We start from the raw sequence: 14,701 nt of genomic DNA, 5'->3' as shown, positions 1-14,701 counted from the left end.
CACAGAGGCTTTGGGTCGCAAGGCGCCGTCGGCGCGTTAGCAAATGGGAGGGATCATGAAGCTGAGACTCTTAACATTGGTCTGCGCAATGACGGGCGTTGCTGCATATGCGGCAGATACAGACCCGCAGGACGTAACCTATGACGACTATGGTGCCATTGAGGCTTCGTTGACCGGTGCTGCTGGCGACGCGGCCAATGGCGCGCTCATCGTTGGCGACAAGTCAAAAGGCAACTGCGTTGCGTGCCACGCGGTCACGGTTTTGGCGGACATCCCGTTCCACGGTGAAGTCGGTCCAATGCTGGATGGTGCCGGTGATCGTTGGACCGAAGCAGAGCTTCGCGGGTTGGTCGCAAACGCAAAGATGACATTCGAAGGCACGGTGATGCCAGCTTTCTACAAGGATGACGGCTATATCCGCCCGGGCGACGCCTATACCGGAAAAGCGCCAACCGCGCCTTTGACGTCGATCCTGACAGCGCAGGAAATCGAGGACGTGGTCGCGTTTCTTGCGACCCTGAAAGAGGAATAGTCGCGCTCTGATGCGTGAATTTTCGAAGTTTCAAAGGAGATTGAAAATGGAACTCTCTCGCCGCGAGACACTGGCCCTTGGGCTAGGCGCCGCGTTCCTGACAATTATGCCGCTTCGGGCAAATGCAGCTGCTGAAGATGCCATCGCGGCATTTACAGGCGGTGCAGATGTGGCGGACGGCGGTGTTACATTGACTGCACCGGAAATCGCAGAAAACGGCAATACCGTACCAATCGAAGTCAGTGCTCCGGGTGCAGCTGCAATTCTTATCGTGGCTGCAGGTAACCCCGAACCGGGCGTTGCAACTTTCAATTTCGGTCCGTTGGCTGCTGAGCAAGCCGCATCAACTCGCATCCGTCTTGCCGGAACGCAGGATGTCATTGCCGTGGCGAAGATGGCAGATGGCAGCTTTGCCAAGGCGTCCGCGACCGTAAAAGTGACAATCGGCGGCTGCGGCGGCTGATCGCCACGCGCCCTGAAGAACAGGAGACTAACCAATGGCATCCGGTGTAAAACCCCGCGTCAAGGTTCCAAAGACAGCCGCTGCTGGAGAAACCGTTACGATCAAGACATTGATCAGCCACAAGATGGAAAGCGGCCAGCGCAAGGACAAAGAAGGCAACGTCATCCCGCGTTCGATCATCAACCGTTTCACCTGCGAGTTTAACGGAGAAATGGTGGTTGATGTGACGATGGAGCCGGCGATTTCGACCAACCCGTACTTCCAGTTCGAAGCGACTGTGCCCGAGGCCGGTGAGTTTGTCTTCACCTGGTACGATGATGACGGCTCTGTCTACGATGAGAAGAAAACGATCGAGATCGCCTGACGGCTCGACGACTAAGGCAGATCAGCGCGGGTCCGAGGAATTGGCGCTGATCCACCAAGGGAGGAACGCAATGAATACCAAGGCAATTACGGCGATCGCGGCAATTCTGGTTTTCCCGGCTGCAGCGATGGCTGGACCGGACGAAGACAATCTCACGATCAATGATGAGCTGGACATGACCTCGGTCACTGAAGCTCCGGCACATCTGGAAAATTTGGACACGATCTATTCGGGTTGGCATTTTCGCACGGATGAAACTCAAGCGCTTCAAATTGATGACTTCGACAATCCTGCAATGATCTTCGTCGATCAGGCCGCCGATCTCTTCGAGGCCGTTGATGGCGCCGCTGGCGAGAGCTGTGCCTCATGCCACGATGGGGTGGAAAGCTTCAAGGGATTGCAGGCGTCCATGCCGAAGGTGGATTCCGAAACCGGCAAGCTGGTCGTCATGGAAGATCTGATCAACAAGTGCCGTACGGACCGCATGGAAGCGGATGCCTGGAAATGGTCCGGGGGCGATATGCAGGGCATGGTCGCTTTGATCGGTCTGCAATCACGTGGGTTGCCAATGAATGTCGCGATCGATGGCGATGCCGCCCCGTACTGGGAGCAAGGCAAGGAGATGTATTATACCCGCTATGGTCAGTTGGAGTTGAGCTGCGCCAATTGTCATGAAGACAACTGGGGCAACATGATCCGTGCCGACCATCTGAGCCAAGGTATGATCAACGGGTTCCCGACATATCGTCTGAAACAGGCCAAGCTGATCTCGCGCCACAATCGTTTCCGCGGCTGTATTCGCGATACGCGGGCGGAAACTTTTGCCGAAGGTTCGGACGAGTTTCGCGCGCTTGAGCTCTATGTGGCCTCGCGTGGCAACGGGCTTTCAGTCGAAACTCCTGCTGTACGTCAATAACGAACGAGCTGCGCGGGCGCTGTCCTGCGCGGGTTTTTCATGCATATAACATTCACACATTTATATGTGTTATAGGGAAGCTGATAGATGATTTCTCGACGTGACTTCTTGCAGGTTTCAATGGCAGCCTCGGCTCTGTACGGGGCGTCCGGGTTTGGTAACTGGTCCAGGCTCGCTGCGCAGCAAAGCCTAACGCAGGATCAATTGCTGGAGTTCGAGACCTTCGGCAATATCAGCTTGATCCATGTCACCGATATTCACGCGCAACTCAAGCCGATCTTTTTTCGCGAACCTGAGATAAACCTTGGTATTGGCGATGCGCGAGGGCAGATGCCGCATGTCACAGGGGCGGCTTTCCGCAAGGCCTACGGGATCGAAGATGGAAGCCCGTCGGCATATGCGCTGACCTACAACGATTTCTCTGCGCTGGCCAAGACCTACGGTCGGGTCGGTGGATTGGACCGCGTCTCAACTGTCATCAACGCCATACGTGCTGACCGTCCTGATGCCCTTCTATTGGACGGAGGCGATACCTGGCACGGTTCCTACACCTGCTATCAGACGGCCGGTCAGGACATGGTCAATGTCATGAACGCGCTGAAACCCGATGCTATGACCTTCCATTGGGAGTTCACGTTGGGCAGCGACAGGGTTAACGAAATCGTCGAAGGTTTGCCCTTTGCGGCCTTGGGTCAGAACATCTTTGATGCCGAATGGGACGAACCTGCAGAATTGTTCCAACCCTATAAGTTCTTTGATCGGGGCGGTGCAAAGGTTGCTGTCATCGGGCAAGCGTTTCCTTACATGCCAATCGCGAACCCAGGCTGGATGTTCCCAGAATATTCATTTGGCATCCGGGATGAAAACATGCAGGCCATGGTCGACGAGGTTCGCGATGCCGGTGCCGATGTTGTTGTCGTCCTCAGCCACAACGGCTTTGACGTGGACAAGAAGATGGCAGGTCGGGTGCAAGGGATCGACGTGATCCTCAGCGGTCACACCCATGACGCACTTCCCGAGCCGGTTCTGGTCGGAAAAACGCATATCATCGCGTCTGGCTCGAACGGAAAATTCGTCAGCCGTGTGGATCTCGACGTGAGAGATGGACAGATGATGGGGCTGAAGCACAAGCTGATCCCGATCTTCTCTGACGTCATCGCTCCTGATCCTGCGATCACCGCTCTGATAAATGATCAGCGCGCGCCTTATGAAGCTGCGCTGAGTGAGGTGATTGGCAAAACGGATTCGTTACTCTACCGCCGCGGCAACTTTAACGGCACTTGGGATGACCTGATTTGCGATGCCCTGATCAATGAGCGTGAGGCAGACATCGCGATGTCGCCTGGCGTCCGTTGGGGGCCCTCAATCCTGCCAGGACAAGATATCACACGCGAAGACATCTGGAACGTCACATCGATGTCGTATCCCAATGCCTATCGCACAGAAATGACAGGCGAATTCATCCATTTGATCCTTGAGGATGTCGGTGACAACCTGTTCAATCCCGACCCTTACTACCAGCAGGGCGGCGATATGGTCCGCGTCGGTGGGCTTGGCTACCGCATCGATGTGACCAAACCACAAGGGCAACGGATCAGCGAAATGACTCTGCTCAAAACCGGTGAAGCGATTGATCCGTCGAAAACCTACGTCGTGGCTGGTTGGGCCAGTGTCAACGAAGGCACTGAGGGTCCGCCGATCTGGGATGTCGTCGAAAACCACATTCGCAACCTTGGTACCGTAACGGTGCAAGAGAACACCAGCGTCGATGTTGTCGGCGCTTAAGAAACAGATGGAGACCTAAGAGATATGGATGACGCGTTCAAACCGTCCCGCCGGGCCTTCCTGAAAGGCAGTGCTGCGGTCGCCGCAGGGTCAGTCGCGGGTGCGGCAGCGGCAGACACGCCCGATCCACTGATAACAGAGCTTCAGGATTGGGCGTCTTATACGGGCGCCGGTGTCGATGAGTCACCTTATGGCCTGCCGATCAGCTTCGAATCCCATGTCGTTCGGCGCAACGTGGAATGGCTGACCGCCTCTCCGATTTCGTCGATCAACTTCACGCCGATCCACGCGCTTGATGGCACGATCACTCCGCAGGGATGCGCTTTTGAGCGTCATCATTCGGGCGCGATTGAGCTGCGCAAAGAGGACTATCGCCTGATGATCAACGGGCTGGTCGATCGCCCGCTTGTTTTTACTTACGACGACATTGAGCGGTTCCCGCGCGAAAACCATGTGTATTTCTGCGAATGTGCGGCAAATACCGGTATGGAGTGGGCGGGTGCGCAACTCAACGGCGTCCAATTCACCCATGGCATGATTCACAACATGGAATACACCGGTGTTCCGCTGCGTACGCTGTTGCAGGAAGCAGGCGCCGATATCTCACCAGACAAATGGGTCTATGTTGAGGGCGCAGACGCGTCATCCAATGGCCGCTCCATCCCGATGGAAAAAGCACTAGATGACGTGTTGGTGGCTTTCAAGGCAAATGGTGAAGCACTGCGCATGGAGCATGGATATCCGGTGCGACTGGTTGTTCCTGGCTGGGAAGGCAACATGTGGGTCAAGTGGCTGCGCCGCATTGAGGTTGTCGATATGGCGGTCGAAAGCCGCGAAGAAACTTCAAAATACACTGATGTCTACGCCGATGGCACGGCCCAGAAATGGACGTGGGTGATGGATGCAAAATCCGTCATCACTTCACCCAGTCCGCAAATGCCCATCAAACATGGACCGGGACCTTTGGTTATTTCCGGACTTGCCTGGTCAGGCCACGGTCAAATTACGCGGGTCGATGTGTCCAAGGACGGTGGGATCACCTGGGAGACGGCGCGTCTTGGCAAGCAGGGCGACAGCAAGGCTTTGACGCGTTTCTATCTCGACACGAACTGGGACGGAGCACCAATGTTGTTACAGGCCCGGGCGATAGATGAGACCGGCTATGTGCAGCCGACCAAAGACCAACTGCGTGAAAAGCGCGGAGAAAACTCGGTCTACCACAACAACTGTATCCAGACTTGGTACGTGAGCGCAGAAGGGATCGCCGAGAATGTCGAAGTCTCTTAGTCATGTTTTCCTGCCTGTATTCGGCGGCACGGCGTTGGTGCTTGCGGCGGCAGTGGCTATTGCGAACCGGAACTACGGCCAATCGCAGATAGAAACCTTGGAAACCCGGATCAGTCAGGTAGAGGCACATGCAGCTACAGCCCAGGAAAACGCGCAAGCAGAGGCCAGCCGGGCAGCCGAACTGGCGGCCAAGGTCGAAGAAATCCAGACCGCAGCGGCCGAGCGGGTCGCAAACGGAATGAACCTGACCGCGCCCGCGCCCCGCAGCGAGGGCACCTATGGGCTTGGGCGTCCCGCGCTGGAGCAAGAGATCGCGGCCTGGGACGTCGATGTCTTGCCCGACGGGCGCGGTTTGCCGGTTGGATCAGGCGATGTCTGGACCGGAGAAGAAGTGTTTGTCGATCGCTGTGCGTCCTGTCACGGAGAGTTTGCCGAAGGCGCCGACAATTGGCCTGTTCTGGCCGGCGGTTTCGACACACTTGCCGACGAAGATCCTGTGAAAACTGTTGGGTCTTATTGGCCGCATTTGTCGACCGCCTGGGACTACATTTCCCGCTCGATGCCATTTGGTGAAGCAGGCACACTTACGGCGGATGAGACCTACGCAATCGTCGCATATATCCTTTATTCCAACGATCTGGTGGATGACGATTTCGTTCTCAGCAAGGAAAACTTCGCCGATTTCGAGATGTACAATATGGACGGTTTTGTCGTCGATGTGCGACCCGAGACGGAATACGCGGAATGGCGAGAAGAGCCTTGCATGGAGAACTGCAAGACAGAGGCAGCGGTTACTATGCGTTCTGTCTTTCTGGTTGAGACACCACCAGAAGGCGGTTCGAATTCGGTCATGAATGAAGCCAGCGCGGACGGGTTACCGACGTTCACGGCGGAAGGGCCCTCGTTCATTCCGACCGCAGCGCCAAAGCCTGAGGAAGAAGCCGCCACAACACCGGCTATTCAAGAAATCGACGAGGCTGACCAGACTACGGAACTGTTCGCAGCTGGTGAGAAGGTCTTCAAGAAGTGTAAGTCCTGCCATCAGGTTGGTGACGGTGCAAAGGACAGTACGGGCCCTGCGCTGAACGGGGTTATCGGGGCCAACGCAGGTTCGGTTGAAGGGTTCAAATACTCCAAAGCTATGAAAACAGCTGCCGAGGCTGGTCTTGTTTGGACCGAAGAAGAAATGGCGGCCTTCCTGGCAAAACCCAAGGACTACATGAAGGGCACACGCATGTCCTTTGCTGGGCTTAAGAAACCAGACGATATTGAAGCCGTGATCGTTTACCTCAAGTCGTTCGGAAGCTGATCATGCGGTGGTTGAACATTTTTTTGACCTGCGCGGCGGTTATGGTTGCTGTTGCCCCATCGACCCACGCCACCGAAGGCCTCGGCGACGCCGAAGCCGGAAAAGAAGTGTTCGCCAAATGCAAAGGCTGTCATCAGGTTGGAGATGGAGCCAAAAACAAAATCGGGCCGCATTTGAATGGTGTCTTTGGGCGCAAGGCTGCTGGTCTGGACGGTTTCAATTACTCAAAAAGCCTAGAGCGTGCGGGTAACTCGGGTCTGGAATGGCACGCTGATACTCTGTCCGCCTACATCGAAAACCCACGCGCATTTGCGTCAGGCACGCGGATGAGTTTTCCCGGTTTGAAAGACCCGGAAGACCGAGCCAACGTGATCGCCTATTTGCGGGCGTTTTCGGACAATCCTCAGGACATCCCAGAAGCGGACCCAACGGCGAAAGGCACGGATCATTCGATCGATCCCGCGATCCTGGCGATACAAGGAGATCCTGAGTACGGCGCATATCTCAGCAGCGAATGCACAACTTGTCACCAGATCGAAGGAGGCGATGAGGGCATTCCTTCGATTGTGTATTGGCCTGACGAAGACTTCGTGGTCGCCATGCACGCTTATAAAGACAAACAGCGGCCACATCCGGTCATGCAAATGATCGCCGGACGGCTGAGCAATGACGAGATCGCGGCATTGGCCGCCTACTTCAATAATCCAGAATGAAAGTGCCTAAGGGGAGGAAACGCGATGACACTCAATAGACGAGTATTTCTTGGAGCCGTCGGGGTAGTGGCCGCCGGGCTATCTGCTCCGATGGTGCTGGCTCAAGGCAAGCCCCGTGTGGTGGTTGTTGGTGGCGGCGCCGGCGGTGCGACTGCAGCACGTTACATAGCCAAGGACAGCAAAGGTGAGATTGACGTGACGCTGATTGAGCCGTCTCGGACTTACTACACCTGTTTCTTCTCAAACCTTTATTTGGGAGGTTTTCAGGAGCTATCGGACATCGCCCACAGCTACGGCACGCTTGCCGCGAACTACGGTATCAACGTCGTGCATGATTGGGCCACTGGGGTCGACCGCGACGCAAAAACGGTGTCCCTGGCAGGTGGCGGGTCAGTTCCTTATGACAAGCTGATCCTTAGCCCGGGTATCGACTTTGTTGATGGCGCGGTCGAAGGCTGGGACCTCTCGGCCCAAAACAAGATGCCGCATGCGTACAAGGCTGGTTCTCAGACAGAGCTTTTGAAGGCGCAGATCATGGCGATGCCCGAAGGCGGTACCTTCGCGATGGTCGCTCCTCCAAACCCGTACCGTTGCCCGCCGGGGCCATATGAACGGGTTTCGATGGTGGCGCACGTGCTTAAAGCAAACAACCCAACAGCAAAGATCATTGTAGCCGATCCGAAGCCGAAATTCTCGAAAATGGCATTGTTCCAAGAAGGCTGGGGAAACAACTACGAAGGAATGGTCGACTGGATCGGCGAAGATTTCGGCGGCGGCAATGTATCCGTGAATCCGGAAGCAATGACGGTGACTATCGACGGCGAAGAGACGAAGGTTGATGTCTGCAACGTGATCCCAGCGATGAAAGCCGGTCGAATTGCGGAAATGGCGGGAGTGACCGATGGCAACTGGGCACCAGTAAACGCTGCGGACATGTCTTCCAAAGCCGATCCGGATATCTACGTTCTTGGTGATGCCAGCCAGCAGGGTGACATGCCCAAATCCGGTTTTTCAGCAAACAGCCAGGCAAAGGTATGTGCGAACGCAGTAAGAGGTGCGTTGACCGGGTCTAAAGTATTCCCGGCCAAGTTCTCGAACACATGCTGGTCGCTCATTGACACCGATGATGGAGTGAAAGTTGGCGCGACTTATGAGGCGACGCCTGAAAAGATCGCTAAAGTCGACGGATTTATCAGCCAGACCGGAGAGGATGCCGACCTGAGGAAAGCAACATACGAAGAGTCTCTTGGTTGGTACGCCGGTATCACGTCGGACATGTTTGGTTGAGGCAATCGGGGCTTTGACCGGTGTCAAAGACCCCGATGATCAATCTGAGAAAATGCGGTTTAGGAGGAGGACTAAAACCATGAAACACTTTATCGCCGCAGCCGCGTTTTCCACTGTTCTGGCGAGCCAAGGGCTTGCAGAAGAGATCATCACTATCCCCTTCGACGGCAGTTTTGATGATGCAACGTTCGCCGTCGAGTCCGCGATTGTGGGACAGGGGCTGGTCATCGACTATGTGAGCCATGTTGGGGAAATGCTGAATCGAACAGGCGCAGATGTTGGCAGCGACAAGCAGATATTTTCGGCCGCAGACATCTTCATTTTCTGCTCGGCAAAAATTTCGCGTGAGGTCATGGAAGCTGACCCAATGAATATTGGCTTTTGCCCTTACGGGATATTTGTGGCTGAAGACGACAGTGGCGTGATGGTTGGGTACCGAAGCTACCCTGACGGGCCAATGCAAAAGGTCCAGTCTCTGTTGTCAGGAATCGTCGAAGAAGCCGTTGGGAACTGAAATGAACTATCAGCAGTTTTTTCGTGGTCAACTCGACCAGCTTCGGGTGGAAGGGAACTACCGGGTCTTTGCGGATCTCGAACGACAGCGCGGCGCGTTCCCGACAGCACGTAGCTACGCGGAAAATGGCCCCGAGAAAGTCACTGTGTGGTGCTCAAATGATTATCTGGGGATGGGTCAGCACCCCAGTGTTATTGCGGCAATGCACAAGGTGATCGATGAGGTCGGTGCCGGGGCGGGAGGAACGCGGAATATCTCTGGAACCACCCACCAGCATGTTTTGCTGGAGCAAGAGCTTGCTGATTTGCATGGCAAGGACGCTGCGCTCCTGTTTACCTCCGGGTACGTCTCGAACTGGGCCGCGCTGGGAACCTTGGCGTCTCGCATTCCTGGCATCACAGTCTTGTCTGACGAGTTGAACCATGCCTCGATGATCGAGGGCATTCGCCACAGTCGGTGTCAGAAGCGTATCTGGAAACACAACGACGTGGCGGACCTTGAAAGGCACCTTGCTGAACTGCCTGCCAATGCCCCAAAGCTCATTGCGTTTGAGAGCGTCTATTCTATGGATGGCGACATTGCACCAATTGCCGAGATCTGTGATCTGGCCGATCGCTACGGCGCGATGACCTATTTGGATGAGGTTCACGCCGTAGGGCTTTATGGACCGCGCGGAGGCGGCATAGCTGAGCGCGAAGGCCTGATGGAAAGGCTAACCGTCATCGAGGGGACATTGGGCAAAGCGTTCGGCGTAGTCGGTGGATACATCGCGGCGTCGAAACAGCTAGTCGATTTTGTTCGGTCGTTTGCCAGTGGGTTTATCTTCACCACTGCATTGCCTCCCGCCGTGGCCGCAGGGGCTGCCGCGTCGGTTCGGCACCTGAAGCAAAGCAATTCGGAACGACATCTACACCAGCAGCGCGTGCGCGAGGTACGAGACAGGCTCGACGATCTGGGCATTCCGCATACACAGAACCCAAGTCACGTTATTCCTGTTATGGTCGGCGATCCGGTCAAGTGTCGCTTCATCTCTGACGTACTGATGCGTGAATATGGAATTTACATCCAGCCGATCAACTATCCAACCGTCCCCAAGGGAACGGAACGTCTACGGATTACACCTTCGCCAGTGCATTCCGCGGAAGACGTGGATCGACTGGTATCTGCCTTGGGTGAGTTGTGGACTCAATGCCAATTGGCGCGCAGGCCAATGGCTGCGCAGTGACAATGACAACTTGACCGAGGACATGGACGCGCAAGCAACGAAGTGAGAGTTTCTTTTGATGGAAAGGCTCATCGATTTGTTGGGAGACCCTGGCGCTTTGGCATTTGCCGGTGCGATTGTCGGTATCTTGTTCGGCGCGACAGCTCAGAAGTCTCACTTTTGTTTGCGAGCGTCGACCATCGAAGTCGCCGAAGGCGAGCTTGGTCCCCGCCTGGCGGTTTGGCTGATCGCCTTCACCGCTGCGCTCACCTTAGTACAGGCGTTTGTCGCGTTTGAGTGGTTAAACCTTTCTGAGACACGCGCGATCGCGTCGACGGGCAGCCTTAGCGGCGCAATAATTGGCGGGGCGATGTTCGGCGTTGGCATGGTTCTTGCGCGTGGGTGTGCATCTCGCCTATTGGTATTGGCCTCCTGCGGTAATCTGCGCGCGCTGATTACAGGATTGGTTTTAACCTTGGTGGCTCAGGCTGCTTACACGGGCGTTCTTAGTCCCGCCCGCGAATTGCTTTCCGGGATCTGGACTGTCTCAGGAGGCGCCTCGAGAGATCTTTCGGAAATACTTGGTTATTCGCCAGTGGCTTATACAGCCGTTGCAGCGTTGGGATTGGTGTCGGCAATTGCATTCGCATTCCACCGGAGAGTCGTGCCTGTCAGAATCATAACAGCCGCAGGCGTTGGCGTGGCTGTGGCGCTTGGCTGGATGATGACCTTTGCGATCGCGCAAGCATCTTTTGACGTCGTGCCCGTGTCGTCCATAACATTTACCGGACCGGCCACGGATACACTGATGGCGTTAGTTGCGGAGAGGAGCGTTGTGTTGTCCTTCGGTATCGGCCTCGTTCCAGGCGTAGCAATTGGTGCCGCAGGCGCGGCCTTAACTGCAGGGGAGTGGAAGATCGAACGGTTTGGCCCGGATACTCCGATGGAGCGCTACCTTGCTGGAGCTGTCCTCATGGGGTTTGGAGCCATGCTGGCCGGAGGTTGCGCCGTGGGAGCAGGGCTTTCCGGAGGGTCCGCACTGTCATTGACGGCATGGCTTGCCGTTTTCTTCATGTGGGTTGGAGCAATCAGCACGCATAGGTTATTGAGGCGAATGCCTGTTCCACAAACGTCCTGAGCTATTCGAATTCCATCTGCTCAAAAACGCGCCCGGCATTTTTTGTCGCCAGTTCCTCAAACGTGTCCAAATGGGCATATGGTGACTGATCGACGTAGTAAGCCTCTGCCAGATCGCCGCCGGCATCCATATGCTCTTGGATCTTGCCGCGCAGATAGATCAGGTAGTCGCGTGTATAGCGGCGCACCTGATCCATGTTTGTCGGATGACCGTGGCCGGGGATGACATATGTGGCTCCCAAAGCTTCGAACTCGTTGTCCCAAGTCTCAAGCCAATCTGCCGTGTAGGTTTCCTGAAAGATCGGCAGCATGCGCTCGTGAAACGCCATGTCACCCGCGATGACAAGGCTTTGCTTCGGTAGCCAAATCGAGATATCGCCAGGACTATGGGCCGGCCCGAGATACTTGGCCTCAATCCGGAAATCACCCATTTCAACTACGTATTCGTCCTCGAATGTCTCGGTTGGGCCAGCCAGAAACGTTCTTTCCGCCTTGTCCTGATTGTACCGTTGCATTCCTTCAAGGATCTGAGGGCCGTATTCCTCAAATTCAGCCGCAGCATCCGAATGGGCGATAATTGGAACGCCGAGCTCTGACCAGTAGGCGTTGCCAAGCATCGCGTGCCCCTGACCATTCTCGTTGAAGACAAGCTTAACCGGCTGATCCGTGATCGCCTGAATTTCCTGGTGAAGCGCTTCGGCAAGCAAATAAGCCGCGCCACCGTTTATGACGACCACGCCCTCCCCGGTAACTATGAAGCTGAGGTTGTTGTTGTGACCAGAGTTTTCGTAGGTCGGCGGTGCGGTTGCGCCAATGGCGGAATAGACGCCGGGGATGTACTCGACCGGTTTGGAATACAGCACACTTTTCGGATATTGGTCTGCAATATTCTCACTTGCCCAAGCTGGTGTGGCCAGGGTCAAGACAATCGCCAGCGATCGCATCATTATGGTTCTCCAATGAACTTGTAAGCAGCCCCAGTCTTTTCGACCCGGCCGATTCCACCATTCGGCAGGTGGAACCCAATTATTTTCATTTGCTCGTGGGAAATCTGATCCAGCAGCGAGTTCCGAGTTGCTGCGGCTACCTGTTGATCCTGATCCGTGCCGCTGTGCCAGTCGGGGCGTTCAAAAGCTACGTGTGGATTTCCCAACGCGTCGCCGACAATCATCACGGATTCACTGCCGCTGCGAATTTCAAACGCCATGTGGCCGGGCGTGTGTCCAAAGCTTGCGCGTGCTGCAACACCGGGAAGAATCTCTTGTCCGTCGTCAAAAAAAGCGACCTGATCCTCAATTGCTGCCATACGCCGCTTCGCGCCTACAGCGAACGCAGCGCGATCTTCTCCAATGGTATCCACCGTCGAGGGGTTCCACCAGTAATCCCACTCATCGCGGCCAAAGTGATGCGTGGCGTTGGGGAAAAGAAGGTCATCGAAATCATCCAAAACACCCCAGATGTGATCCGGGTGCGCATGGGTGAAGATCACGTGCGAGATGTCTTCGGGCGATAGGTTGATAGTTTCAAGAGATTCCAGAAGCTTGCCAGATGTCGGCATGAAATCGGGTCCAGCTCCCACATCGAACAGCACCGTGTTTTGATCATCTCGATAAAGTGCCACGTTGCACTCTGGCTCGTACTTGGTCGCGTCCACCTTGTAGCTGTCTAGAAGCTGCCTGAGTTCTTCCTTCGGCATGGCGCCGAAGACCATTTCCGGAGGCAATGACAGGTACCCGTCTGACATAGTTGCAATCCGAGCCGAAGAACCGAGTTGTAGCTCTGCCCAAGCGATTTTGGACTGAACACTAAGTGCCGCTATACACGCGGCGTTGTGTAAGAAAGTACGTCGAGAAAATGAATTTCCACCCATACACAATCAATAAAATGAATGTTTAAATTTGTAAATGAAGAAAGATGGAGAAGGATGGAATTCGGCCAAGCTATCTGCAGGCGGGGGGCCATTTAGAAGAGTTGTTGATTTCAACGCAAAGACGACGATTCAAGGTTCGTGACCTCAGGCGTTTCCTGCATCAGTGAATCCATACTACTCTGTTGCCGAGACAGCTGATGAGATGATGAAGGAGCTCTTTGAGAAAAAGCCGGGACTCGAACAGAGGTCGCGTCGTCGGCTGCTCTGGCGGCACCCTCTTTTCAAGCTTCAGATGCGCCTCGAGCGCCTCTTCCAGTAGTTCTCACAAACAGATCCATTATTCCATGCCTCGCTTGAAACGCTTGTTCCGTCTAAGCAGGACACCAATTGGTGCTACATTTGCGCATGGAAACTGAGGGTGCGTAGCTTCTGGGCTCGAGCGTTCAGACGCTCGGGATGACGGCACTGTACAGGCATTTGGGATCCCCGAAGCCTCGAGAAAATGCGCAAAATCATCTTTCTATGTTCAGGCTGTTCGGATGGAAAACTAGGGAAATGGGTTCGTTTGTGAATCTCGCAAAATGACTTTGTTTTCTGCCTTGGGAGTTCACGAGCGAGATTGAATCGCGAATTGTTTTGGGCAATCGGCGCGAATTTCTTTGGGTTGTTGTACGCAAATTTTCTCAATGTTTTTGAGAGGCGATGCGAACGTGTTCGCGGTGTCCTACAAAACTTGTGGGTTTGCGCATAGCACTTCGCGCACCCCATAAGTTTGCGTAGTTTGCCCATAGTTTTGCGCTGCGCGTTTGTCTGCACTAGCGACGCATTCAATCAGTTTATGGCATATTCGTTGCGGTTAGACTTGCGGATCATCGGCAGCAGCTCTGCATCAACTTTTTCTTCGCCCGCGCCGGTCCCCGTAAGCCAAAGGTCTGCGATCTTGCGGACGAGCGCCCAGGCCGACTGTTTTCGAGGGTGGCCTTTAATCCGGCCGCCGAGACCTTTTTCTTTAATGCCAAATTGCTCGGCAGAACGCTCGTTCAACCGGATATTGTGATCGGACAAGTCCGCGAGTTCTGAATCGTTCTCAGCCACAGCTCGGGCGACCTCTTGATCACCAACATAGACAACCACCTTCAACATCCCGCTACCCCTTCCTTCGCCGGTTCATAACTCGGTCCAGGTGGCTGTAGTCCAGATCTCGCATGATCCTTTTTGGTGAGATGGAACCGAGTTTGCATGGACAAAGGAGGCTTTGCACGCGTGATTTGAAACACAGAGTTCCGCAAACCGGGGAAAACTTGTTCTATCGGGACGGAG

At 55.0% G+C, this 14,701-nt stretch carries 15 protein-coding genes; 12 read left to right on the top strand and 3 right to left on the bottom strand.

Annotated elements, in window-relative coordinates:
* The first annotated feature begins 55 nt into the window (after positions 1-55).
* From soxX to ACR3FB_RS15805, 12 genes are all read left to right on the top strand, one after another.
* On the top strand, positions 56-532 hold the full coding sequence (soxX, locus tag ACR3FB_RS15860) for a sulfur oxidation c-type cytochrome SoxX (RefSeq protein WP_170380044.1): 477 nt from the start codon (positions 56-58) through the stop codon (positions 530-532).
* 46 nt (positions 533-578) lie between these two features.
* Positions 579-995, top strand: a complete 417-nt coding sequence (gene soxY / locus ACR3FB_RS15855; protein WP_058275041.1) for a thiosulfate oxidation carrier protein SoxY — start codon at positions 579-581, stop codon at positions 993-995.
* A gap of 34 nt (positions 996-1,029) precedes the next feature.
* Positions 1,030-1,359: a thiosulfate oxidation carrier complex protein SoxZ gene (gene soxZ, locus ACR3FB_RS15850; RefSeq protein ID WP_170380046.1), complete on the top strand. Its 330-nt coding sequence runs from the start codon at positions 1,030-1,032 to the stop codon at positions 1,357-1,359.
* A 70-nt stretch (positions 1,360-1,429) separates the two neighbouring features.
* Positions 1,430-2,275 carry a sulfur oxidation c-type cytochrome SoxA gene (gene soxA, locus ACR3FB_RS15845; RefSeq protein WP_480566278.1) on the top strand — a complete coding sequence of 282 codons (846 nt, stop codon included), beginning with the start codon at positions 1,430-1,432 and terminating at the stop codon, positions 2,273-2,275.
* A gap of 87 nt (positions 2,276-2,362) precedes the next feature.
* On the top strand, positions 2,363-4,060 hold the full coding sequence (gene soxB, locus ACR3FB_RS15840) for a thiosulfohydrolase SoxB (protein WP_480566276.1): 1,698 nt from the start codon (positions 2,363-2,365) through the stop codon (positions 4,058-4,060).
* A gap of 24 nt (positions 4,061-4,084) precedes the next feature.
* Entirely contained in the window at positions 4,085-5,347 is a 1,263-nt protein-coding gene (soxC, locus tag ACR3FB_RS15835) for a sulfite dehydrogenase (RefSeq protein WP_480566274.1), read from the top strand.
* On the top strand, positions 5,331-6,656 hold the full coding sequence (locus tag ACR3FB_RS15830) for a c-type cytochrome (protein WP_480566272.1): 1,326 nt from the start codon (positions 5,331-5,333) through the stop codon (positions 6,654-6,656). The genes soxC and ACR3FB_RS15830 overlap by 17 nt, the downstream gene beginning before the upstream one ends.
* Before the next feature lie 2 nt (positions 6,657-6,658).
* Positions 6,659-7,369 carry a c-type cytochrome gene (locus tag ACR3FB_RS15825; protein WP_170471072.1) on the top strand — a complete coding sequence of 237 codons (711 nt, stop codon included), beginning with the start codon at positions 6,659-6,661 and terminating at the stop codon, positions 7,367-7,369.
* Positions 7,370-7,393: 24 nt separating this feature from the next.
* Positions 7,394-8,656 (top strand): FCSD flavin-binding domain-containing protein, encoded by a 1,263-nt coding sequence (locus ACR3FB_RS15820; protein WP_480566270.1) that lies wholly within the window; start codon positions 7,394-7,396, stop codon positions 8,654-8,656.
* A 79-nt stretch (positions 8,657-8,735) separates the two neighbouring features.
* Complete coding sequence (locus ACR3FB_RS15815) at positions 8,736-9,170, top strand: DUF302 domain-containing protein (protein ID WP_170722266.1); 435 nt, start codon at positions 8,736-8,738, stop codon at positions 9,168-9,170.
* A gap of 1 nt (position 9,171) precedes the next feature.
* Complete coding sequence (hemA, locus tag ACR3FB_RS15810; protein ID WP_480566268.1) at positions 9,172-10,395, top strand: 5-aminolevulinate synthase; 1,224 nt, start codon at positions 9,172-9,174, stop codon at positions 10,393-10,395.
* A gap of 58 nt (positions 10,396-10,453) precedes the next feature.
* On the top strand, positions 10,454-11,512 hold the full coding sequence (locus ACR3FB_RS15805; protein ID WP_480566266.1) for a YeeE/YedE family protein: 1,059 nt from the start codon (positions 10,454-10,456) through the stop codon (positions 11,510-11,512).
* 1 nt (position 11,513) lies between these two features.
* On the opposite strand, the gene ACR3FB_RS15800 is transcribed toward ACR3FB_RS15805, so the two are convergent.
* The 3 genes from ACR3FB_RS15800 to ACR3FB_RS15790 all read right to left on the bottom strand — a co-directional run bounded on the left by ACR3FB_RS15800 (position 11,514) and on the right by ACR3FB_RS15790 (position 14,524).
* Positions 11,514-12,455 carry an MBL fold metallo-hydrolase gene (locus ACR3FB_RS15800; RefSeq protein ID WP_480566308.1) on the bottom strand — a complete coding sequence of 314 codons (942 nt, stop codon included), beginning with the start codon at positions 12,453-12,455 and terminating at the stop codon, positions 11,514-11,516.
* 2 nt (positions 12,456-12,457) lie between these two features.
* Positions 12,458-13,255: an MBL fold metallo-hydrolase gene (locus tag ACR3FB_RS15795; protein ID WP_480566264.1), complete on the bottom strand. Its 798-nt coding sequence runs from the start codon at positions 13,253-13,255 to the stop codon at positions 12,458-12,460.
* 957 nt (positions 13,256-14,212) lie between these two features.
* Positions 14,213-14,524: a hypothetical protein gene (locus ACR3FB_RS15790; protein WP_480566262.1), complete on the bottom strand. Its 312-nt coding sequence runs from the start codon at positions 14,522-14,524 to the stop codon at positions 14,213-14,215.
* Positions 14,525-14,701 lie beyond the last annotated feature (177 nt).

Source organism: Ruegeria sp. AO1 (assembly GCF_056535985.1).
Note: the sequence above shows the minus strand (reverse complement) of the source record. Positions and strands in the feature narration are given on the sequence as shown.